The following is a 22,911-nucleotide window of genomic DNA, read 5'->3' as shown; positions in this document are numbered from 1 at the left end:
CTCGACGAGGCGTGGTGGATCGTCTCGCCCGGCAATCCGCTGAAGACGCAGGCGGGGATGGCACCGCTGGCCGCGCGCATGCTGTCGGCCCGCGCGCAGGCCCGCCGCGCGCCCATCCGCGTGACCGCGATCGAGCGGGAGATGGGCACGCGTTTTACCATCGACACGCTGCGCCATCTGAAGCGCCGCTATCCCAAGCGCGACTTCATCTGGCTGATGGGCAGCGACAATCTCGCCCAGTTCCACCTGTGGCGCGACTGGCGGTTGATAGCGCGCGCCATGCCGATTGCGGTGATCGCCCGGCCGGGTTATGATGCGGCTGCCATGACGAGCCCCGCCATGGCCTGGCTCCGGCGCTACCGTGTACCGGCCGCCAGCCTACGCAAACGGGGAAGATGGAGCGCGCCGGCACTGGTGTTCCTGCGTTTCGATCCCGATCCGCGCTCGGCCACGGCCCGGCGCAAGGCAAGGCCCGACTGGGCTGCCGCTTATGCTGGTGCAAGCCCGCGCGATGCGGTGACCCACCGGTCCATCAGCGATGATACGGCACAGGGAAGCCGGGTTTGATTGCCCGGCGACCGGTCACGATCCCAAGCATGCCAGATCCGACGGCCGTGTGCGGCGTTTGCCTTTTGCCCGATTCGGGTGCAGGGCGCGCGCAAACGGCTGCTCCCGATTCCTTTCACGCGTATTCAGTGGGCATGCAGCCAAAGGAGTATAGAATACCCCTATGAATCAGGCTCAACATATGCCGGAGACATCCGGTTTCGTACCGACGGGCGATATCGCCGATTTCGACGCAGAACCCGGAAGTCTGCACGAACTCGTGCTCAAATCGCTCGACGATGATCAGGGACAGGAGATCGTTTCCATCCCCCTCGCGGGCAAAAGCTCGATCGCGGATCACATGGTGATCGCCAGCGGCCGTTCCAGCCGTCAGGTCGCTGCCATGGCGCAGAAACTGGGCGAGCGTGTGAAGAAGGGCGGCTTCGGCTCGGCCCGCATCGAAGGTCTGCCCGCGGCGGACTGGGTGCTGATCGATGCCGGCGACGTGATCGTCCACCTGTTCCGGCCCGAAGTGCGCAGCTTCTACAACCTTGAGCGGATGTGGGGCTTTGGCGAGGGCGGCAACGCCTGAATGATGATGGCGGCCGCGCTGGCCACAGGCTGGCGGCCCGCTCTGGACCTGTCGCGACAGGCGGGATAGCAAGGCGCCATGCGGCTCCATGTCATCGCCCGCGGCAAGATCGGCCGCTCGCCCGAGGCGGAGCTGGTTGCGCGCTATGAAAAGCGCATCGGCTGGCCGTTCAAGTTGACAGAATTGCCCGATAGTGGCGGCACCGTGCCCGCTCCGCTTGCGCCGTCGAAAGAGGTGCTGCTGGACGAGCGCGGCAGGTTGATGTCGTCCGAGGATTTCGCCGCCCTCCTGGGACGCTGGCGCGACGACGGCATGCGCGAGGCGCGTTTTCTGATCGGGGCCGCCGATGGCCACGGGGACGAGGCGCGCGATGGCGCCGACCTGCTGCTGGGTTTCGGCGCGATGACATGGCCGCATCTGATGGTTCGCGCCATGCTGGCCGAACAGCTTTACCGCGCGACGACGATCATCGCGGGCCATCCCTATCACCGGTCGGGTTAGGGCGATGCGGCGCGCACTCGTGTTCGTGGCGGTTCCGCTGGCTTGTGCCGCCCTTCTGGTGCCTGCCGCCGCGCAGATCGCGCCCTCAGCCATCTCTCCCGATGCGCTATCCGAGGCGCAGGCCGCGCGGCTCGCGGCGGAGAAGCGGGCGAGGGCGCTTGCCGACAGGGCAGCCACGATCGAGGACGAGGCGCTGAAGGCAGAAGCCGAGGCCGAGGCGTTGTCCGCCCGGATCGCCGAATCCGAAGCCCGGATCGAGGAAGCTCGCCAGCGCGAAACCATGGCCGCCGACCGGCTGGGCATTTTGCGCGAACGCTTTGCCCGGCAGCGCGCGCCCCTGTCGCGCATGCTGGCGGCGCTGCAGCGTCTGGCGCGCAGGCCGACGATTCTGCTGGTGCTGCGCCCGTCTTCGGTGCGCGACTATGTGCGCACGCGCGCCATGGTCGCGGCGATCACGCCCCAGATCGCCCGGCAGACGCGTTCGGTGCGCGGTGATCTTGCCGATATGCAAAGCCTTGCCCGCACGAGCGCCGCCGCCCGCATCGCCAGGCAGGACGCGGCGCAGGAACTGGACCGCCGCCGCGCCGAATTGCGCGCCAGCGGCGCGGAAGGCCGCCTGACGGCCCGCTCGCTGCAACAAGCCGCGGGCGAAGCGCGGCGCGACGCGACCCTGCGCGGGGTAGAGGCCGACAGCATCGCCGCCCTTGTCACCGCGCAGCAACGCACGCAGCAGACCGAAGCGCGGCTGGCCGAGCTGACCGGACCGATCCTGCCTGCCGGACGCGCGGGCAGCGCCTTGCCGGAAAACCGGCCCAAACTGCCGGTCAGCGGGCACATTCTGGCGGGCTATGGTGAACGCGATGCGGCAGGCGGGCGTGCCCGCGGACTGACGATCGCGCCCGCGCCGGGTGCACCGGTGGGGGCACCGCTGGCGGGGACAGTGGCCTTTGCGCGCGACTGGCGCGGTTATGGCACCACGATCATCTTGCGGCACAGGGGCGGCTATCTCAGCGTGGTGGCCGGGCTGGCCGATGCGCGCGTGCGGGAAGGGCAGGCGGTGCGGCAGGGCGAATTGCTGGGCCATGCGCTTCGCCAGAACCCGCGCGTGCTGTACGAATTGCGCCGGTCGGGGCGGGCCGTTCACCCGCTGCTTGCCCTTTAGGACCGATGACGCGCCCTGATTTCGCGTCCAGACGCATAATCTGGCGTTAAGCCTGACTGCGCGATAGTATGAGCGCAAAATGAACGATGGGCGGAGGTTTGCAGCCGCCCCGTGGAAAGGCAGACAATTTCATGGCGATCCGCCTCGCTCCCCTGCTTCGTACCGCTGCGCTGGTGACCGCGCTGGCCATGCTGCCCGCGACGACCGCTGGTCTGGCCGCCGTCGATGGCCGCAGCGCGCCCGAATTCGGCAAGCTGATGCTCGTCTACCAGCGGGTGAAGGCCTATTACGTCGACGATGTCACCGACGACAAGCTGATCCGCGGCGCGATCGACGGCATGCTCGCCAGCCTCGACCCGCACAGCTCCTATCTCGACGGCACGGCGGCAGAAAACCTGCGCACCCAGACGGAGGGCAGCTATGGCGGGCTGGGCCTGTCGGTCACGATGGAAGACGGGGTGGTCAAGATCATCGCTCCGACCAAGGGCACGCCCGCCGATCTCGCCGGGCTGAAGGCGGGCGACTACATCACCCATCTCAACGGCAAGCTGCTGTACGGCGGCACGCTGGACGAGGCGGTCGAACAGATGCGCGGACGCCCCGGCACCTCGGTCGATCTCACCATCTTCCGGCCCGGCCGCGACCAGCCTCTGGACGTCAGCGTCGAACGGGCGATCATCGATTTGAAGCCGGTCGAATACAGCGTCGACGGCAAGATCGGCATCATCACCGTCTCCAGCTTCAGCGCGAATGTCGGGCGCGAGGTGCAGAGGGCGATGGCGGGCATCCGCAGCGATCTTGGCGGCACCATGCCCGAAGGCCTCGTGCTCGACATGCGGTCCAATCCCGGTGGACTGCTCGACGAAGCCGTGGCGATGAGCGACCTTTTCCTCGAGCGCGGGCAGATCGTGTCGCAGCGCGGGCGTTTCGCGCGGGACAACGAAAGCTATTCCGCAAGGCCCGGCGACATCGCCAAGGGCGTGCCCATCGTCGTGCTGATCGACGCGGGCACCGCCTCTGCGTCCGAGATCGTCGCGGGCGCGTTGCAGGACCACCATCGCGGGCTGGTCATGGGTGAGCGCAGTTTCGGCAAGGGCAGCGTCCAGACCGTCGTACAGATCAGCGCGGACAGCGCGCTGAAGCTGACCACGGCGCGCTATTTCACGCCGTCGGGCCGTTCGGTGCAGGAAGGCGGGATCGAGCCTGACATCAAGGTGCCGCAGATGTCGGACCCCGATGCCCGCGCCCGCGCCAAGAACGCGATTCGCGAATCGGACCTGCGCGGCCATCTGATCAACGAGATCAGCCTTGAGGACGCGGAACTGGAAGAAGACACGATGCAGGACCCGCGGTTCCAGGTGACGGCGGAAGAGCTTGAAGCGCAGGGGATCGAGGATTTCCAGCTCGACTATGCGCTGAAAACCTTGCGCAACACGCGTCTCGCGCAATTGAGCGGTACGGGCGAGAAGTAGATTCCCGATGCCATTGATCGCTGACAAGCGCCTGAACATGGCGCGCGCGATTGCGCTGCTGGTGCCTGCGGCCCTGCTGGCCGGGGCCTATGTCTCGCAATACGGCTTCGGGCTCTATCCGTGCGAAATGTGCTGGTGGCAGCGCTATGCGCATTTCGCGGCGCTGGTGCCGGCGGTGCTGGCATTCGTCTTGCCGGGCGATGCGCGCCGCCTGATGGTGCGGATCGCGGGCGTGGTCATATTGATCGCGGCGCTGCTGGGCGGTTATCACGCCGGTGTCGAATATGGCTGGTGGAAAGGCATCACCACCTGCGCGACGACGGTGGAGGCGGGCGGCGACCCGCTGGAGGCAATCTTGAACGCGCCCATCGTGCGTTGTGACACCGCGCCGTGGAGCCTGCTGGGCATCTCGCTGGCGGGCTGGAATTTCCTGATCTCAGGGGCCGCCGCCATCGCGATCTTCGTTCTTTCGGCACAAGGCCGCCGCCGCGGCGTTATCAGGGCATGACCATGCAAAAGCGCGACATCGAATCCATGATCCGCGTCGATCAGGCGGGCGAATATGGCGCGACCCGGATCTATGCGGGCCAGATCGCCGTGATGGGCGACCGGGCTCCCGGATCGGGCGAGATCGCCTCGATGGCTTCGCAGGAAGCCGAGCACCGCCGGAAATTCGACGCGCTGATGACAGAGCGCGGCGTTCGGCCCACGCTGCTGCAGCCCTTGTGGGATCGCGCCGGTTTCGCGCTGGGCGCCGTCACCGCGTTGATCGGGCCCGAGGCCGCGATGGCCTGCACCGCGGCGGTCGAGACCGAGATCGACCGTCATTACAGCGAACAGCTTGAGGACATCGGCGACACCGATCCCGAATTGTCCGCCATGGTCGAACAGTTTCGCGCCGAAGAGCGGGAGCACCACGATATCGCCATAGAGCAAGGGGCCGAAAGGGCACCGGCCTATCCGGTGTTGTCGGGTGCAATCCGCCTTGGATGCCGCGCCGCGATCGCCCTTTCGAAACGGATATGAACCGCTCAGCTATCGTTCACGCGCGATAGGGCGTAGCATGTCCGGGCCGGAGCCTGCCGAGAGGCCAGAGAATTAAGAGACCGAAGCGCTGGGAGGCGCCGTCATGATGAAGAAGACCACAGTTCTTGCCGCTTTCGCCCTTGCAGGCGCGTGGGCCAATCCGGCCGCCGCTCAGGAAGCGACGGGGGGCGAGCGCGTCAATCAGGTCATCGTCTATGGCGACCAGCCTTGCCCGGAAGCGCGTGACGACAGCGAGATCGTCGTCTGCGTGCGCCAGGAAGACCCCTATCGCGTGCCACAGGACCTGCGGGAGAGCGGCGCGCCTCAGAACGAGGCATGGGCCAACCGCGTCGCCGCCAATGCCGATGTCGGCGTGACCGGTGTGGGAAGCTGCTCGGCGGTAGGACAGGAAGGCATGACCGGCTGCGTCGTCGACATGATCGACCAGGCCTATGCCGAGAAGGAAACCGCCGACACAGTCAGGTTCGGTGACCTGATCGCCGAGGAACGTGCGCGCAGGCTGGAATCGATCGATGCCGATGCAGCCGCCGAACAGGCCCGGGTCGAGGCGCTGGAACAGGAATATGAAGCGCGGGCGGCGGATCAGGCCGATACCGGCAATGTCATTGAGCCTTCGGACGCCGAACCGATCATGGGCGATCAGAATCAGTAATCGAACGGCGCGGAACCCATATGGTCTGCACCGCTGATTCACTCGCGCAGCGCGATGCGCGAGCGGCGCCGAACCGATTATCGTAGACTAAATCATTGACCGATCTGCGTAATTTTATGCAAATCGGGATTGCCGGGGCGGGTACCCTTAACGGCTAGCCCGCTGCGAAATGGCGTTATCGCGCTTGAACGGTCAAGGGGGGACAGGCATTGGTTGCACCGCACAATGTTGAGGCGCGCACCATGTATCTCAATGCGGACGGTTCTATTGCCCGACGTACCAAGGGGCTGACCCCCGACGACTCGGCGGAGCTTCCCTTCGTCGAAGATCGCCGGATGCAGCGTATCCGCTGCTATCTTACGCTGGCGCTGGCCGATCTGGTCGCGCTGGTGGTGTCCTTCGTCATGGCGAACACCATTTATCTGCGGCAGCCTGCGGCCGATCACGGCTTCACCCTGTTGCTGGTGATGGTGCCGATCTATTTCTGCTTTGCCGCGATCAACACGTCCTATGGCGGCGATGCGCTGATGCGCCAGGAAAAGAGCTTTACGCGATCGGCGCAGGCGGTGCTGTTCGCAGGGACCGCCGTGGCGCTGATCGTCTTTCTGATGAAGGCGGGTAACGAGGTTTCGCGCGCCGTTTTCGTGATCGGCTGGCTGCTGGCGTTGATCGGCGTTCCGATGCTGCGCCTTGCCATTGCCCGCCCCCTGCTCAACCGGATGGGCGGCACGCCCTATTCGCGCGTGGTGATCGTGGACGGCGTCGATTACGCCCCCGCCCATGATGATATCGTGATGCCGCTGGGCAAGATCGGTTTCGATCCGGCTTCCACCGACCCGCACGGGTTTCACGCGCTGGCCGCGGCGGTGACCAATGCCGACCGCATCGTGGTGGTGACCCAGCCGGACCGCTATGCCGACTGGTCGACCGCGCTGAAGGGCATTGCGGTCAAGGGCGAGATCCTGTCGCCCGGCGACGACAAGCTGGGCATCGTGGGCGTCGGCCGTCACCAGAACCGCCCCACCATGGTCATCAGCCACGGCCCGCTGACCCTGCGCGACCGCTTGACCAAGCGCATGTTCGACATCGTCGTCGCGTCGATCGGCCTGCTGGCGACGTCGCCGATCCTGCTGGCGACGGCCATCGCGATCAAGCTGGAGTCGAAGGGGCCGGTCCTGTTCATGCAAAAGCGGATCGGGCGCGACAACAAGATCTTCGAATGCTGCAAGTTCCGCAGCATGTACACCGACCGCTGCGACGCCGATGCCGCGCAGCTGACGACCAAGAACGATCCGCGCGTGACCAAGGTCGGCGACTTCATCCGCAAGACCAGCATCGACGAGCTGCCGCAGCTGATCAACGTGCTGCGCGGCGAGATGAGCATCGTTGGCCCGCGCCCCCACGCGATGAGCGCCAAGGCTGCCGATCAGCTCTATTGGGATGTCGACACGCGTTACCGCCATCGCCACTCGATGAAGCCGGGCCTGACGGGTCTGGCGCAGGTACGCGGCTATCGCGGTCCGACGGATCGCACCGAGGACCTGACGAACAGGCTTGCATCCGACCTTGAGTATGTCGATCGTTGGTCGATATGGATGGATTTCTACCTGGTGGCGCGTACGGCGACGTCGCTGTTCGGCAAGAACGCTTTCTAAACAAGGCGCTTGGCTGTCATATTGGCAGCCGGATTGTGACTTCATGATCGGACGCCGGAGGTTTCTCACGGGGAGTGCCCTCGGCCTGATCGCCGTGGCAGGCCTTGGTGCTTGCGAGGCTGCGCCATCGCAATATGGCGATGGGGGGCAAACCGGGACCGTCCCCGACGATTGGCCCGAATGGGCGGAACAGCCTGACGCCATCTTCGCGAAGGCTGCGGACCTTGGCGAACGAGCGGTGAGCCTTGCCGAATTTGGCGCCGCGCTGGACGGAGAAACCGATGACCGCGCCGCGCTTGAGCGTGCGTTGATGTCGGATGCGCCTGCGATTTTGTTACCGCCAAACGCGGTCATGCGACTGGACGGGCAGGTAACGGTCACCAAGGGCTTTGCCTTGCTGGGCGGCCCCGGCGCCCGGATCGATTGGTACGGCAGCGATCGCTGCGCCATTCTAGTCAGGCCTGCCGATAACGGGCCGGACAGCTATGTTCACGGCATTCGGATTGACAATATTTCGGTTCAAAACCGTGCGGATGGCGAGAATGCGGCTTCGTTGATCAACACATATAACGCGCGCGGCGTTTATCTTACGAGGAACAGGCTGAACGGTGTCAGCCTTGCCGTGACGCGGCATCAGCGCCAGGCGCTGGGGCTTTACAAGACCGGCGCAGGATCCCGTGCAAGCGATCCGGCTGTTCTGGCAGGGTTTTCCAGCCGCGATTTCGACGATCTTTCCGAGGATATCTATGTCCTCGATAATCTGGTCGACTACGGGCGCTATCAAGGCTCGGTACTAAGGTTCGAGTTTGCCCGGCGTGTCGTCGCGTGGCGTAATATCGGCAATTATGCCAAAGTCAGCTGGTGGGGCGGCGGCGCACGGATGAAGGAGGGCGGGGCGCCTGAGCATCTTCGACGCGCGCGCCAGGCCTATATTGCCGACAATGAATTTCGCCATGCGAACGGCGGCGTCTACGGGAACAATGGCCAGCACATCGTCGTCGCCCGCAATCGCATCAGCGACATGACCGACGTGGGTGTCGATTTCGAGGGCTGCATGGACTGCGTTGCCTACGAGAACGATATTGCCAATATCGCCAACTTTCCGTTCGCCACCTTTTATGCTGCGCGCAATATCGAATTCCGCGACAATCGCGCATTTCAAGATGGTTCGGCTGAGAAGAACTGGCGGCGCTATGGCAAGGGTCGCTATGGCAGCCAGCGCGCCCTGTACATGTGCGCCTTGCGAAGCGCCGGCTTTGGCAAGGAGCAGGATGCGATCTCAATCCGGTTTCTGCGAAATCGCATGGAATATACCGGTCCGCTTGTCGGGGCCTGCGCGTCCAGTTATTTCGGCGATCTGGTGTTCGAGGACAATGACCTGATCAATGTCTGTTCAGACTGGCGCTATCGCCTGACAGGACGGCTGACGATACGCGGCAATCGCCTGCGCTTTGACAAGCAAGTTCCCGAACCCGTCGCGCTGATCGCGGGCGCGGCCAGCGAAACCCTGATCGAGGACAATGTGGTCACGATAGGTACCGCCTTGCCGCAAGGCACCGCGGTAATCGCGATTGAAGCGATGGGCCGTCAGGCCAGCGGAGAAATACGCAATAATCGGCTTATTGGGACACCGCTGCCGATTATGGCTGGCGCGACGGTGAACAATTATCGCGGCGAGATCGAAATCACGAATAATCAGGCATCTATGCTGCTGCTGGATCCCGAAGTAACGGGCAGGGTCGCGCATTCTGGTAACAGCGACCTCGCAGGTTTCCCGTTGCAGGTCGGACCGTTGAACCGGATGGCGCCGCGTTATCCCGTCGTGGGATGATCGTGATTGCATCTTGCGTCCACGCCCAAAAAGCGGGACTGCGCTGATCATGGCCCGACAGTATCGCCAATGCCATATATGACCGAGAGCGACCGCATGCATGGGGATCAAGACCTCGGACAGCGCAGGCGCGTCGTGTTTCATACCGGTTTCATGAAGACCGGTTCGACGCTGTTGCAGCGGTCCGTCTTCCCCGAACTTTCCGATACGGCGCTTTACAGCTTTGATCGAAGTCCATTCGTCCCGCTGATGAAAAGGGTCAGGCTTGCAGGGCCTTTCGACGATTTGGATCCGATCGTGCGCGAGGTACAGGGCATGATTGCCGCCTCGACCCATGGACTGCAGCTTTTCAGCTATGAGGCACTGACCGGGTGGTTTCTGTGGAACCACAACGATTTTGGCAGGATGACAGATGTTCTGCACGATATCGCGCCGGACGGACATGTCCTTCTGGTGCTGCGCCGACAAGACGGTTTGCTGGAATCGTTGTACAAACAGGTTCTGCATACCGGGCATGCCAATTCGCCCGAAGGCTATTGCAACTGGCGCGATGGTGAATTCGGCCATTATCAATCGCCCGCCCGGGCGAATGTCGATGTAAGGGTCTACAACTTCGACGCATTCTATCGCGCCTATGAACGGCGTTTCGGAACGGGCCGTGTCCATGTCGTGGCGTTCGAATGGTTGAAGACCGATCCGGACCGCTTCAGATCCGCGCTTGAGGATTGCCTGCAAAGGCCCGTCACCATTCCGGAAGGGCATCGCAGCAATGTGGGATTCGGTCCCCGGGCGAGCGCGATCGCCCGGCATTTGAACCCGCTTTTCCGGATGCCGCATCGCGAGGGCGGGGTGATCCCCTATCATCCTTTCAGGCCATGGCTGGACCGGCGTGGAGGCGGCGGCGCGCTCCAGAAGACTGTGACCGCGTTCGACAATTGCTTCGATCCCCGCCGCTTGCTGCAGCGAGGCATGCTGGCTCGGCCGGGCGGACATGTCTTCGACGCGGAATTGCGTGAAGGGATCATGGATTTACACCGGGCAGGCAATCGCGCGCTGGACGAACGGCTTGGACTGGGACTTGGGAAACTGGGCTATTACTAGCCTCGCGTTCTGGAACCGGTTTCGCGCCGGATCCCTGCTCGGCGGGGTCAGCGTGTCGTTCGGGATGCGGATGGCCGACATGGCGCTTGGCTATGCGCTGAGCGTGGCGTTGGCCCGCTTTCTCGGCGTGGATTCCTTCGGGCTCTATTCTTTCGCGTTGTCTACGATCACCCTGCTTGCCCTTCCTGCGCGGTTTGGTTTGCCCCCTTTGATCGTGCGCGAATGCGGAAAGGCCCTTGCCGCGGGTCAAGGCGGGGCCTTGCTGGCGATCAAGCGGTGGGCCTATGTGCGCGTGCTGACCGTTAGCCTGCCCGTCATGGTCCTTACCGTGCTTGCTCTCTCTCTCTTTCCGCAAAAGATCGATGCGGAAGAACGCATTTTGCTGCTGGTGGGGCTTGCGCTGGTAGCGCTGTTTCCGATTGCGGAAATCCGCTCGGCCCTGCTGCGCGGAATGAACCATATCGCCAAGAGCCAGCTTGCCAATTCCATCGTTCGCCCGCTCGTCATGCTGCCGATGGTCGGTGCTCTTATCATCGGCTGGCAGAACGGGCTGCGCTTGCCTTTCGATCCTGCCGTGCTCGTGATGGGGATGAACGTCGTTGCCACGATAGTGGCGTGGATCGTCGGCTCCTATCTGTTGAGACGGGTGCTGACCAACCAGGAAGCGGACGACGGCCAAGATTACAAGGTGTCAGGCTGGAAGGCCAGCCTGCTGGCGCTGGGCCTTGCCAACGGCATGTATGTGATCGACGGACAGCTTGGCATCATCCTGGTCGGCCTGTTTTCCGACAATGCACAGGTTGGCCTCTACAAGGTGGCGATGCAGGGCGCGACGCTGGTCGCGCTGGGCTACGCCGCGACCAACACGCCGCTTGCGCCTCGCATCGCTCGCGCGTGGGCAGAAGGACGGCATGAGGCCGTGCGTTCCCTGGCCAGGCGGGGCGCGCGTTTCTCTATTGCTTTTGCCCTGCCGCTGGCCCTTGCTTTCCTGTTCGCGGGTGAACCGCTGATCCGGTTGGTGTTCGGCGATGAATACGCAGGCGCTGCCCTGCCACTGGCCATTCTGACCGCGGGCCAGCTGGTCAATTGTGCATTCGGATCGGCGACCGCCTTGCTGAACATGACCAATAACGAAAAATGGAACACGCTCGCTTTCGGCGGCGCGATGGCGGTGAATTTGGCGTTGGCCATACTGCTCGTTCCGCGTTTCGGTGGCACTGGCGCAGCCGTGGCTGCCGCGATCAGCGTGGTCTTGCGCAATTGTCTGCTTTGGACTGCGGCCCGCAAGCTGACCGGGATCGACACCGGCTTCTGGGCGAAGATCTGACCTCGCGGGTCAGGCGCTTTGCCAGCGCCTTGGCCTTGATCGCCCAAGTCCGCCAATGCCGCAGCCTCTGGCCTTCCAGCCGGCGCAGCATGGCGGCGATGTCCGCCGGGGTCTCGGTGGGGAACTCGCCGGGTTGTCTGCGCTCGCCGGTAAAGCGGAACAGGCCGCGGACGAAATCGTCGATTGCCACGCATTTAAAGCCGTGGCGGGCCATGGCGGCAGTCAGCGTCGCGGGCGTGAAATGCCAGACATGCGCCAGTTGCAGCAGGCGGAGGAAATCGTAATTGTACATGCCGGGCACGCTGGTCGGTCCCGGCACCTCGATAAACACGCAGGCGCCCTGCTTCAGCGTGGTTGCAAGCCGCTCGATCTCCTCGTTCAGGCCCGGAATATGCTCGAGCACCTGCATATAGGTGACGAGATCGGCCTGCTTCGCCTCGGCGACGGTGTCGACGGTCCCGATCCGGACGTCCAGCCCGCGCTCGCGTGCATCGGCGGCGTAATCGGCATCGATCTCCACCCCGAAACCGGCAAAGCCGTGATCGACCATGCCTTGCAGAAAACCGCCCGATGCGCAGCCGACGTCGATCATAGTGCCGCCGGTCGGACCGCCATGATTTTTCAGCCACGATACGATGGTGGCGGCCTTGGCGCGGCGCGCCTCGAACCTTGTGTCAGAGGGGGTTTCCGTGCCGCGGTGCAGCCGCGCGAAGATAGTCCCATAAAACCAGCCCAGCGATTCCCCGTCGGGATAGGGGTTGGTCTGCATCAGCCCGCAATCGGCGCACACGCCCGTAACGCAGGGCACGCCATAGCGGTCGCGCGTCGCCAAAGGCTGGATGTCGCTGCCGCCGCAGATCGGGCAATCGAACGATTCGAACCGCATCTCGCCGCTGGCGATGCGGCCCTTCAGCTCGGCCAGCGCGTCCTGCTGCACGCGGCCCAGCGTGACGATCGAGCGGTCGGAGCGCGCAATATCGAACCGGGGATTGAGGATCGTTCCGCGTCCTTGTGTCAAATGCCTGTCTCTCTTGCGGTAGAAGCCGGCGGGCCGGGCGGTCAAGCGGCGAGGGGCGCAAGGCCCATCGCGCTGCGGACGGCCCCGACATTGGCGCGGGTGATGTCCCAGAGCCGGGACCGCGCGGCATCGATCTGCACCCGCGCCTTGTCCAGATCGCCGGACAAGGTGCCGAACGCCGAATCCAGCCTGTCGCCGAAATCCGGATCGCGGAAATCGACGCCCCATTCGGGATGGCCGATATCGTCGAGGAACCAGCCCATCTTGTCATGCGCAATCAGCGAGAGGATCGGCGTGCCAAGCCCGAACGGCACCATCTGTGCATGACCACGCATGCCGATCACCAGATCGACCGAGCGATAGAAGCGCAGGATCTCTTCCGTTGCCACGCCGGTAAAATGAAGCACCGAAAAGGGTACGCCCTCCTTCTGCAGGAACGGCGCCACGGCTTCGTCGTCGAACAGATGACCGACCAGCGTGACTTCCCAGCCTTCGTCCGCGGCGCGCCGGGCCACGCGGGCCAGACTGCCCAGCGTCTCGCGCTCACGGCCTGCCATGCGCAGGGCAAATCGGTCAAACGCGGTGTTGATAACGAGCCGGCGGCGCGGACGGGCGGGCGGGGCATAGTCCGTGCCCGGCATGTCCAGATGGCTCATCACCGTGGTCGGGCAGGGCTGGAATGTCAGCTTGGCCGCGAGATCTTCGGGGAGGTATGACGACAGCGCCCTGATGCTGCCATGGTTGCGAATGCCGATGAAATCCGCGCGTTCGGCCAGAGCGTGCAGGCTCTCGACAAAGGCGGCGGGAAACTCGCCCTGACCGCGAAACCGGTTGTAGCCGACCGCGAAGACCGCAATCGGGACGTCGATCCGCCGCAGCAGTTCGGTGGGGCAGGGCCATTGCCAGCCCGACGGACTGCCCGATGTGATGTCGACGAGGAACAGCCCGCCGCCGCCGATCACCATGCCTCGGCTGCGGTTGACCGCATCGATCACGCGCGGTGTTACCGGCGCGCGTACGTCGCGTAGCGCCCAGCGCGCATTTGGCGAGGGTTCGACGGCGGCGCGCACCGCTTCGAACAGGACGCGGTCGCCTGCATTGGCGGGGGCGTGGACGCCGAAATGGGTGATCGTGCCGGGATCGCTTTCCAGCCGGTCGGCCTGCCGGGACAGGGCGCGGCGGCGGCGCATGGCCCAAAGTTTGTAGGAGGCCTGCCTGCGTCCACGCGGATGCGCGCGAGTCACTTCCGCGAGCGAAAACAATCGGCCAGCGCCGGGCAATGCCGATGCCGCCCGCGCTGCACCTGCCTGACCGGCACGCCGCGCCATGATCTCCAGCGCCGCTCCGCCATGGGCGCCCGATGTCTTGCGCATCACGATCCAGCGATCGCGATAGAGGTTGCGCGCGGCCAGACCCTCGATATCGCTGCGCGAAGCGATCTTGCCGGCGATGGCGTTCAGGCGGGCTGCACTGGCGGCCATCGCCTTAGCACCGCCGCCCATGTCGACATGGATCGCCAGCAGCGCACCCTCCGCCATGGCTTCCAGCAGGCTTTCGGGATCGCTGTCTGCCGAGGCCAGCACCAGATCCGCTGACGCCGGCGCATCGCCTTGCGCTGCCGGGATGCGGTATAAGGATTGAAGCGCGTCCAGACGCTCCCCCGCAAGACCGGTCACGCCGACTTCGGCGCCCAGCCCGCGGATCAGGCCGAGCGGCGTCGCCAGATCGGGGCGGTCCGCGACGCAACTGCCGACCTCGGCCAGCGTATCGCCCAGCAATTCATGCAGCGCCATGAAGCGCAGCACGGCGGTTTGCTGCGCCTGCTTTTCCGCTTGCTGGGACGCGGCGGAAGCGTTCGCCTCCACCGCGTCTCCATTGTCGGCATGTGTCATGCTGGCCGGATCACATCCATGCGCCGCTATCGGCGAAGTCGGCTATCAGGCAGCCTCGGCCGCCGAGGGGCGCGGGCGCCATTTCAGCTTGTCGCGCTGCACCTGCTCGACCGGCAGGATCTCCTGCTTCTTGGTGCCCAATGCCTTTTCGACATTGCGCAGGTCGCGGCACAGGCGGCGAAGGCCATCGGGTTCCAGCGAGGCGGCGTGATCGGTGCCCTTCCACGTGCGGTCGAGCGTGAAGTGCCGCTCCACCCAGCTTGCGCCCAGCGTCAGCGCCGCGATGTCGGCCGCGATGCCGAGGTGGTGGCCGGAAAAGGCAATGCCCTTCACGCGGTCGCCGAAGGTCGATTTCAGCCGTGTGATTTCACCGAGGCAGATGTCCTGAAATTCCACCGGATAGCCCGAGGTGCAGGAATAGATGATCAGGTCCTTGGCGCGGCCCCGCTTTTCGAAGAAGGAGACGATCTTCTCCTCCTCGTCATGGGTGGTCATGCCCAGCGAGCAATGGACTTCGCCGTCGTAATCGTTCGCCAGCACGTCCAGCATGTCGAAATGCAGGTTGCAGGCCGACGGCACCTTGATCAGGCAAGGCTTCAGCGAAGCGATCTCGCGCGCGGAAGTCGTGTCCCAGACCGAGGTCGAATATTCGATCTCGTTCTTCCGGCATTCCTCGATCAGTTCCAGATGCTGGTCGACCGAGAATTCAAGGAATTCGCGGTGCGCGCCATAGGTGTCGCCATAGGAATTGGCCGGGTTGGGATGCGGCGCGTTGTACTGCTCCTCGGTCAGGAGTTCGCGGTTGTTCCGCTTCTGGAATTTCACCACGTCGGCCTTGGCATAGACGGCCGCCACGCGGATCAGCTCCTTCGCGATTTCCATATCGCCCTTGTGGTTGCAGCCAACCTCGGCGATGATCTTCACACCCATTGCAAACTCCAGTCCAGTTCGCCCGTGGCGCTTTTCGGCGTTCCATGGGCGTAAATGCGGTCCCGATCGCATTAACACCGCGATTACAGGGTGTAAAACGCCGATGTCGGCGCGGGGGGATATTGCGGTGCGGTGCGGCGACAGACCGATCCATGCTGCGCCGGTTTCCCCGCACAACCAACTTGCCAAGCCGCGGCCTTCGCCCTAGCCGTCGCAGGGAAGGGCGGGCAAAAGAGCCCGTCAGAAGATGACGTGAGAAGATGAGGGATCATGGCATCCAGCAATCCTCCATTTCCCCCTGACGGGACCGGCTCGTCCGACCCAAGGGGGCGCTGGGGCGCTGCAGGGGCAAGGCGTGGCCCGGATGGCGGCGCTGAACGCAGCGCGCGTGCCTCACGCGGCTTCGATCCCGGCCGCCGCAACGGGCGCGGGCAGGGCGAAAGCCGCCGCCGGTCGCGCGCTTCGAACCGCACTTCGCGCGCAGAAACCGCCCGGCTGGTCCTGATCGGCATATTGTTCGCCGCGATTGCGCTGTTCGGCGGATCGGCGCGGCCCGACGTGAACTGGCTGTTGTTCCTGCGGCCCATCTGCCTCTTCGCCATTGCCGTCCTGCTGGTGCTGCCTGCACCCAGGCGCGCCCGTTCGCTGTGGATCCCGGCGGTGCTGCTTGCCCTGCTGGCGGTCACGATCGCGGTTCAGCTGATCCCGCTGCCGCCGTCCACGTGGACCGGCCTGCCCGGACATGACCGCTATGCCGAAGCGGCGCTCGCCGCGGGCATCGAACAGCCGTGGCGTCCGATATCGCTGGTGCCGTGGCGCACGTGGAACAGCCTGTTCGCCCTGTTGCCTGCCGCCGCCATGATGGTCGCCTTGTGGGGGATCGGACATCGGCAGGAAGGCCGGCTGATTCAGGGCTTCCTGCTGTTCGTGGGGCTCAGCCTGGTCATCGGGATCATGCAGGTGGCAGGCGCGCTGGAAGGGCCGCCTCTGCCCTACAAGTTCTTTGCCGAAAATTCCGTGCTCGGCTTCTTTGCGAACCGCAACCATAGTGCGGCCTTTCTGGCGACTGGGTTCCCCCTGCTGCGAATGTGGTCGCTTGGCAGCGAAGGGGCGTTGCGGCGCGAGACCACGCCGCAGGCGCGCCGCCGCCGGATGGTCGCTCTGCCTGCCGCGATGGTGCTGCTGGTCATGATCGTCGTCACCGGTTCGCGCACCGGCATGGTGGTGGGCTTCGTCTCGCTGGCCGCGTCGCTGGCGATGTGGCCGCTGGACGAGGTCGGCAAGGGCATGCGGCGCGAGCAGGCGAACTGGCTGCGCATCGGCATCATCGCCGTGCCCGTCATCATGGTCGTGTTGCTGATCCTGTTCGGCAAGGCGCTGTCGGTCGACCGTTTCGTCGACGACGATTTGCTGGCGGAAAAGCGGGTGACTTTCCTGCCGCTGATGATCGACCTCGTGCGCGATTTCCTGCCGTTCGGATCGGGTTTCGGCACCTTCGACCCCGTGTTCCGCAGCAATGAGCCCGACTGGGGACTGTCGCTCAAGTATTTCAACAATGCGCATAATGATTTGATCGAACTGGCGCTGACGGGCGGCTTGCCCGCGCTGATCGTGCTTGCTGGTTTTATCGGCTGGATCGGCTTTCGCCTGGTGAAAAGCCTGCGCGCGATGCCGCCGCTGGAAGCGATCTCGGTACGGGCCGGGGCCATCATGGCGGGCGCGCTGCTGGGCGCGAGCCTGACCGACTATCCCTTGCGCACACCGCTGGCCGGTGCGGTGTTGGTGTTCGCCGCCTTTCTGATCGCAAAGCCGATCGGCCAGCCGTCTTCGCGCCGTTCGGGCGAGGAGCAGGCGGCATGAGCGTGTTCGCCGGAAACAAGCTGCGCTGGGCGGGCGGAGCCGTGCTGGTGGTGGTGGCTGCCGGGCTGTCGGGCATCGTGACCATGTTCACCCTGCCCAATGTCCTGCCGGGCGTCGAACGCGGCCGTCTGGCCGACGCACCGATCGCGACCAGCGCCGCGGCCCGGTCCGCCGCCGCGGCAATCGCGCTGGTCGAGGATCAGGAGCCTGCCACGCTCGACATGGCGGAACGGCTGGCCACCGCGGCGGTGATGGACGACCCGCTGGATGTCAGCGCGATCCGCACATTGTCCTTCGTGCAGGCCTATCGCGGCAATGCCGAGCAGGCGATGCGCCTGCTGCGCTATGGCGAAAGCCTGTCGCGCCGCGATTTGATGACCGAGCTGGCGCTAGGTCTGGATGCGCAGCAGACCGCAGGCGATGCCGCGGCGATCCGCCATTACGGCCATGCGCTGTCCACCACGCGGCGCGGCTATGATCTGATCGTCACGCAGGTGCTGGAGGCATCGCAGGATCTTGCCTTTGCCCGCGCGCTGGGCGCCGCCATGGCCGACCGTCCCATCTGGCGCGACCGGTTCCTGCCCACATTCGTGGGGCGGAGCGAGAACCCCGAGGCGCTGACCGCGATGGCGCAGGGCATGTGGAGCAAGGGCGTTCCCGTCGCGGATCGCGGCACCGCCGCCGCCGTGACCAGCAGGCTGTTGCGGCTGGGCGCGGCGGATGACGCGGCGACGCTGATCGGCATGATCCGCGGCAAGGACGCGCGCCTCGTCCAGAACGGCGATTTCGAGGAGACGGACTCGCGGGCGCTTGGCTGGCGCTACGAATCGGGTGCATCGCTCTCGGCTCTCCCCGTGCCGGACGAGGAAGGCCGGGGCCGCGTGCTGGAGGTGCATGCGGGCAGCGGCCATCTGGGCAGCGTGGCGCGCCAGATGCTGGCGCTGACGCCGGGCCAATATCGCCTCTCCGCGCGGCTTTCCGCCAATGCGGAGGCCGATGCGGGCATGCCGCGCGTGACGATAGGCTGCGCCTCCGCCGATGACGAGTTGGCCGATTTGCGCCGGTCCGAAACGGGTGAGCGGGTGGCGATGTCTTTCGCGGTTCCGGAAGACTGCCCGGTGCAGTTCCTCGACGTGGTGTTCGGTTCGTCGATGTTCGTCACCGACAGCCGCGGCCGGGTCGATGATATCGCGATCGAGGCGAACTAGCCGCCGGTCCCTTTTCGGTCGCCAGGCGGTCCGGCCCGCTCTCGTATCGTGCAATAAAGCCAGATCAGCACTGGCCAGAGCAGCGTGTTGAAAGTGTCGCCGGCCATGTCGCGCCACACCCAATCATGGGTCACTGGCCAATGGCTTGCCAGATCGAACCCCTCGTTCAGGGCGCACGCGGCGATCAGCCCGCAAAGCGGCAGCACCGCGCCGAGGCCCCTGCGCCAGGCGATCACCAGTCCCAGCCAGATCGCCAGCCCGACATGCACATGCACCAATGCACGCAGGTCCTGGTTCGCGGGTACCAGCGCGGTTTTCGCCGCTTCATAGGTCGAGACGAGATCGGCGATCATTGCGGTCCCTTTCCGGCGGCCGCGCGCGGCATGGGGAGATCGAGGCCGTCGAGGGCCCGAATGCTGCCCTGGCGCGACAGATGATCGACATCCTCGGTCAGCAAGATGCCATCCCGATACCCTTGGCAGAGCCCGTCCGCACCGCAAAAGCGCATCAGCGGATCGTAGAGGCGCGTCTGCGGATGGCGGCCGGCGACGCGTTGCAGCACGTCCATCACCGGCTTGCGGAAACGGCGCTGCACCGACACGCTGGTGGAACATTCCCCGGCAGGATCCGCGCCATCCCATGCGGCGCGCGCGGCGCAGCGCTGCACGCTTTCGGGATAGCGCGGCGGTTCGGCGATCAGCGTGACCCGCACGCCCTTTGCCTCGAGCGCGGAGATCGCGTGGTCGAGCGATTGCTCCATCAAGGCCAGCGAATGGCCGAGGCTGCGTTCGGACGCATCCGTCGCGGTGTAGAAGCGCGCCGTCCGCACGAGCTCTCGGCCGGGGAGCGGCAGGCCGTAAAGGTTGGACCAGCGGCCTGCGATAATCACCTGTTCGAGGTCGGGCATGGCCAGCAGCGAGCGGAGTGCGAACCGATTGAACTCTTCGCAGCGCAGGTCGGCCCGGCCATGGCCGAAGGTCGGGCGAACGCCTGCCAAGGGCGCGCAGCCGGTGGCCATCAGCATGAGCGGTTCGACCGACCGATCCTTGTAGCGGCTGGCCAGTTCGTTGGCATATTGCCGCGCGAAACTGTCGCCCCAGACCGCGATGCGCGCCTCTCTGGCGGCGGGGGCGGAGAAGCAGCGGTCCATCAAGTCGCCGGGCAGGTCGTCCCCCACGATGCATCCGGTGGCGACCGTCACCTTCTCGCGCCTGTGGGCGTCGATCGCGTGAGCCTCGGCATTGACGCGGCCGGGAAAGCCGCCCGTGACCATCAGCACCACGCCGCAGGCGGCAACGCCCGCCAGCGTGGCACCGCCGGCGGCCAGCACTGGCCAGTCGCTTCCGCCGCGACGATGCGGGGTGCCGGGCGGCTTGCGGAACGGCTGTTCGACAAAGCGCAGCGACAGCCACGCCAGCACGAGCGAGAGCAGCGCCAGCGCCGCGCCTTCAACCGGATCGACCGCACTGCCCTTGTGCACGGTGAAGAGCGACAGGATCGGCCAGTGCCAAAGATAGAGCGAGTAGGACAGCAGCCCGATCCACACCAGCGGACGCAGCGACAGCAGGCGATTGCCGATGCTACGCTCTGGACCGCCCAGATGGATCAGTATCGCCGCGCCAAGGCACGACGGAACCGCCGCCAGACCGGGAAAGCGCGAGGCCTCTGTCAGCGCGAAGATCGACCAACCGATCATCGCCAGCGCGGCCAGTGACAGGCCCTGCGCCAGTGCGGCACGGCGTACCGGCGGCACGCGCCCGGTGGCCAGCAGCGCCCCCAGCAGCAGTTCCCACGCGCGTAGCGGCGACATGTAGAACGCGGTCTTGGGCGAATAATCCAGCATCCATTCGCTGGCCGCAAGCGTCGCGGCGATCGCGGCGATCATCAGCGCGGGCAGCCAGCGCGACAGCCACAGCCGGTAGATCGCCCAGATCGCGACCGGCCAGACGATATAGAACTGCTCCTCGACCGACAGCGACCAGCTGTGCAGCAGCGGGTGGGTGATGTTCCCGCCGTCGAAATAGTTCTGCACCGACCAGAAATGGATGTTCGAATAGAACAGCGCCGCGCTCAATGCGCTTGCGCCCAGCCTTTCATATTCGGACGGGAGCAGGACGAAGGCCCCCGCGACCAGCGTGGCCAGCGTGACGACCGCAAGCGCGGGCACGATGCGCCGGATGCGGCGTTCGTAGAAGCGGGCGATGGAGAAAATGCCCCGCGCATTATCCTTCAGCAGGCCCGCCGTGATAAGATAGCCCGATATGACGAAGAAGATGTCGACCCCGACATATCCGCCCGGAAATCCCAGCCCGGCGTGGAACAGCACCACCGGCACGACGGCGAGCGCTCTCAGTCCGTCGATGTCCGGGCGGTAGTTCGATTGCATATGCCTGTCCTGTCTTGGCAAGGCCAGTGGCACGAGGCGGATCGGCGCTCAACCCTGCGCGCGTCGCGGGCCGTGATGTCTGCCAGTGTAGGGGACAGGTGGGGGATCGTGCCGCGCGGTCAGCGCAGCTGTTCGCCCTTGGCGTCGGCGGCAGCCGGACGGGCCTTGTTGCGGCGCGCGACATCGCGGGCGGCACGGCGCTTGCGCGCGACATTCACTTCGACGATCAGCAGAATGACCGCCGGTATCAACAATAGTGCCGCACCAATAAGGATTTCTTCAGCCATGCTTCTTGCCCGAACCCGATCCACCGTTGCGTAATGTCGTCTGACATAATGTCTTGCAGGCCTGAATACGGCCGTGCCCGACTTGTGCAAGTCCCACGATGTCGATTTGCCTTGGCGAGCGGCATTTTGCATGGCGAACCGTGATGATATCGGACGAACGGGGGCATGCGCGCGGTCGAATCGCGCTGGCCGGAGCGGCAGGATCGCATCCGGAGATGATACGCCTTGTCACTGCGGCGCTTGACGGGGCGGGTGCCGATACGCCTCTGGTGATCGACATGTCGGCTTTCGATCGGCGCGGCTCGGCAGATTATGCGCTGCGCAAGGCCGAGGTGGTGCGCCCCGATCCGCAGGAGGCGGGATTGTCCTCGCGCTTTGCCACGGCGGCGCCCAACATGGTCCTGTCGGGCGGGGTCCGGGCGTTTGCGCGCCTGCAGGCCATGTTCGGCGACCTGATGGATGAGGCGGCCATCGGCGTGCTGATGATGTGCCACAGCTGGGGATTTCCAGAACAGGCTCTGATCCGCGCCGCGCGCGACCGGGGTATCATCGTGTTCCAGATCGACGAGGGGCCTTTCAGCCTCCCCTTGCGCGGAACGGTGCCCGAATCCTCTCGCCGGACCGCGCGTGTTGGATTGCGGGCCTTGCGCGGGCTTCGTTTGCTGCCGCCGCGCGACATGACCGGCAGGCTGATCGACCGGGTGCTGGTCACGGCAAAGGGGCGGCAAGAGCAATTGATCGAGCGGGGTGTCGATCCGGATAAGCTGATCATCGTGCCGCCGCCGCGTTTCGACCGCCTGGCGGACCTGGCGCAGGCGTGGCCGGGCAGGACGTTCGACCAGAATGCCCGGCGCATATTGTGGCTGCACCAGCCTTTTCGAGCGGACGGTAAGGTTCGGGCCGATGAGGTGGACCGGGCAGAGCAGGCGCTGGCATCGGCGCTGGCGCGCGTCGGCGCGCGTCTGCCGATCCGGGTGATCCCCCGCCTCCACCCGCGATCCGACGAAAACGAGCGGGCGCGCCTGTTCGCCTTGCTGGAGGGGCGGGGGCTGACCATTCAGGCCGAAGCGCCGCGCGGATTATACGAAAGCATGCTGGGCGCCGATGCCGCAGTCGGCTTCTATTCCTCCGCACTGCTTGAGGCGGCGGTTTGCACGATGCCGGTCGTCGCGGCGCGGCTGGACCCGGCGGCATTCGACCAGAAGACCGAAGCCGCCAAGGCCGGGGCGATGGGCGCGCTGGGCATTCCCGTCGCGCGCGAGGCTGGCGAGCTGGCCGCGATCCTCGAGGCGGGTCTGGTCAAGGCGACGCGGCCTGTTCCGCCCCGCCTGCTGGAGCAAGAAATCGGCTGGCTCAACGGCAAGGGCGCGGCTACGGTCGCGGCGCTGCTGATCGATGCCTTGCCGGATCGGGCAGACGCGTAACCCATCTAATTGCCGGTTTT

The 22,911-nt window shown here is 65.3% G+C and carries 21 protein-coding genes; 15 read left to right on the top strand and 6 right to left on the bottom strand.

Translation table 11 applies throughout. From position 1 onward, the window contains the following. From AC4FIJ_RS12870 to AC4FIJ_RS12815, 12 genes are all read left to right on the top strand, one after another. Positions 1 to 567, top strand: a 567-nt coding sequence (locus AC4FIJ_RS12870) for a nicotinate-nucleotide adenylyltransferase (protein WP_490337115.1), incomplete at its 5' end; no start/stop codon positions are given. 181 nt (positions 568 to 748) lie between these two features. After that, complete coding sequence (rsfS, locus tag AC4FIJ_RS12865; RefSeq protein ID WP_490337114.1) at positions 749 to 1,138, top strand: ribosome silencing factor; 390 nt, start codon at positions 749 to 751, stop codon at positions 1,136 to 1,138. Positions 1,139 to 1,216: 78 nt separating this feature from the next. Continuing rightward, positions 1,217 to 1,639, top strand: coding sequence for a 23S rRNA (pseudouridine(1915)-N(3))-methyltransferase RlmH (locus AC4FIJ_RS12860; RefSeq protein ID WP_490337113.1), 423 nt, complete (start codon positions 1,217 to 1,219; stop codon positions 1,637 to 1,639). 4 nt (positions 1,640 to 1,643) lie between these two features. After that, positions 1,644 to 2,801 carry a murein hydrolase activator EnvC family protein gene (locus AC4FIJ_RS12855; protein ID WP_490337112.1) on the top strand — a complete coding sequence of 386 codons (1,158 nt, stop codon included), beginning with the start codon at positions 1,644 to 1,646 and terminating at the stop codon, positions 2,799 to 2,801. A 131-nt stretch (positions 2,802 to 2,932) separates the two neighbouring features. Further along, entirely contained in the window at positions 2,933 to 4,273 is a 1,341-nt protein-coding gene (locus tag AC4FIJ_RS12850) for a S41 family peptidase (protein WP_490337111.1), read from the top strand. A gap of 7 nt (positions 4,274 to 4,280) precedes the next feature. Then, positions 4,281 to 4,781: a disulfide bond formation protein B gene (locus tag AC4FIJ_RS12845; protein ID WP_490337110.1), complete on the top strand. Its 501-nt coding sequence runs from the start codon at positions 4,281 to 4,283 to the stop codon at positions 4,779 to 4,781. Between the two features lie 2 nt (positions 4,782 to 4,783). Further along, the gene (locus tag AC4FIJ_RS12840; protein WP_490337109.1) at positions 4,784 to 5,299 is read left to right on the top strand and encodes a demethoxyubiquinone hydroxylase family protein; all 516 of its coding nucleotides are present in this window, start codon (positions 4,784 to 4,786) and stop codon (positions 5,297 to 5,299) included. Between the two features lie 103 nt (positions 5,300 to 5,402). Then, complete coding sequence (locus AC4FIJ_RS12835) at positions 5,403 to 5,972, top strand: hypothetical protein (RefSeq protein WP_490337108.1); 570 nt, start codon at positions 5,403 to 5,405, stop codon at positions 5,970 to 5,972. A 242-nt stretch (positions 5,973 to 6,214) separates the two neighbouring features. Beyond that, positions 6,215 to 7,627 (top strand): sugar transferase, encoded by a 1,413-nt coding sequence (locus AC4FIJ_RS12830; RefSeq protein ID WP_490337107.1) that lies wholly within the window; start codon positions 6,215 to 6,217, stop codon positions 7,625 to 7,627. Positions 7,628 to 7,670: 43 nt separating this feature from the next. Continuing rightward, on the top strand, positions 7,671 to 9,458 hold the full coding sequence (locus tag AC4FIJ_RS12825) for a right-handed parallel beta-helix repeat-containing protein (protein ID WP_490337106.1): 1,788 nt from the start codon (positions 7,671 to 7,673) through the stop codon (positions 9,456 to 9,458). 69 nt (positions 9,459 to 9,527) lie between these two features. Then, positions 9,528 to 10,559, top strand: coding sequence for a hypothetical protein (locus tag AC4FIJ_RS12820; protein ID WP_490337105.1), 1,032 nt, complete (start codon positions 9,528 to 9,530; stop codon positions 10,557 to 10,559). After that, the gene (locus AC4FIJ_RS12815; RefSeq protein ID WP_490337104.1) at positions 10,537 to 11,886 is read left to right on the top strand and encodes an oligosaccharide flippase family protein; all 1,350 of its coding nucleotides are present in this window, start codon (positions 10,537 to 10,539) and stop codon (positions 11,884 to 11,886) included. Before AC4FIJ_RS12820 ends, AC4FIJ_RS12815 begins: the two co-directional genes overlap by 23 nt. Here the strand turns inward: AC4FIJ_RS12815 and AC4FIJ_RS12810 are convergent. The 3 genes from AC4FIJ_RS12810 to AC4FIJ_RS12800 are packed head-to-tail and all read right to left on the bottom strand — an operon-like array spanning position 11,801 to position 15,726. Further along, complete coding sequence (locus AC4FIJ_RS12810) at positions 11,801 to 12,904, bottom strand: class I SAM-dependent methyltransferase (protein ID WP_490337103.1); 1,104 nt, start codon at positions 12,902 to 12,904, stop codon at positions 11,801 to 11,803. The two genes, AC4FIJ_RS12815 and AC4FIJ_RS12810, sit on opposite strands and share 86 nt — an antisense overlap. 41 nt (positions 12,905 to 12,945) lie before the next feature. Then, a complete protein-coding gene (locus AC4FIJ_RS12805; RefSeq protein WP_490337102.1) occupies positions 12,946 to 14,796 on the bottom strand; it encodes a polysaccharide pyruvyl transferase family protein in 1,851 nt (616 codons plus the stop codon). A gap of 45 nt (positions 14,797 to 14,841) precedes the next feature. Beyond that, on the bottom strand, positions 14,842 to 15,726 hold the full coding sequence (locus AC4FIJ_RS12800; protein ID WP_490337101.1) for an N-acetylneuraminate synthase family protein: 885 nt from the start codon (positions 15,724 to 15,726) through the stop codon (positions 14,842 to 14,844). A 270-nt stretch (positions 15,727 to 15,996) separates the two neighbouring features. Between AC4FIJ_RS12800 and AC4FIJ_RS12795 the strand changes: the two genes are divergently transcribed. Then, positions 15,997 to 17,586, top strand: a complete 1,590-nt coding sequence (locus tag AC4FIJ_RS12795) for an O-antigen ligase family protein (protein ID WP_490337100.1) — start codon at positions 15,997 to 15,999, stop codon at positions 17,584 to 17,586. Beyond that, positions 17,583 to 18,794, top strand: coding sequence for a hypothetical protein (locus tag AC4FIJ_RS12790; RefSeq protein ID WP_490337099.1), 1,212 nt, complete (start codon positions 17,583 to 17,585; stop codon positions 18,792 to 18,794). Before AC4FIJ_RS12795 ends, AC4FIJ_RS12790 begins: the two co-directional genes overlap by 4 nt. Here the strand turns inward: AC4FIJ_RS12790 and AC4FIJ_RS12785 are convergent. The 3 genes from AC4FIJ_RS12785 to AC4FIJ_RS12775 form a co-directional block, all read right to left on the bottom strand. Next, positions 18,791 to 19,147 carry a hypothetical protein gene (locus tag AC4FIJ_RS12785; RefSeq protein ID WP_490337098.1) on the bottom strand — a complete coding sequence of 119 codons (357 nt, stop codon included), beginning with the start codon at positions 19,145 to 19,147 and terminating at the stop codon, positions 18,791 to 18,793. The genes AC4FIJ_RS12790 and AC4FIJ_RS12785 overlap by 4 nt on opposite strands. Beyond that, the gene (locus AC4FIJ_RS12780; RefSeq protein ID WP_490337097.1) at positions 19,144 to 21,180 is read right to left on the bottom strand and encodes an acyltransferase family protein; all 2,037 of its coding nucleotides are present in this window, start codon (positions 21,178 to 21,180) and stop codon (positions 19,144 to 19,146) included. The genes AC4FIJ_RS12785 and AC4FIJ_RS12780 overlap by 4 nt, the downstream gene beginning before the upstream one ends. A gap of 119 nt (positions 21,181 to 21,299) precedes the next feature. Further along, a complete protein-coding gene (locus tag AC4FIJ_RS12775; protein WP_490337096.1) occupies positions 21,300 to 21,467 on the bottom strand; it encodes a hypothetical protein in 168 nt (55 codons plus the stop codon). A gap of 143 nt (positions 21,468 to 21,610) precedes the next feature. Here AC4FIJ_RS12775 and AC4FIJ_RS12770 point away from each other — a divergent pair, with 143 nt between their 5' ends. Beyond that, a complete protein-coding gene (locus AC4FIJ_RS12770) occupies positions 21,611 to 22,891 on the top strand; it encodes a hypothetical protein (RefSeq protein WP_490337095.1) in 1,281 nt (426 codons plus the stop codon). The last annotated feature ends 20 nt before the right edge of the window (positions 22,892 to 22,911 follow it).

This window comes from Croceicoccus sp., assembly GCF_983967925.1.
The sequence above is the reverse complement of the archived record's forward strand: the minus strand, read 5'-3'. Positions and strand labels throughout refer to the sequence as shown.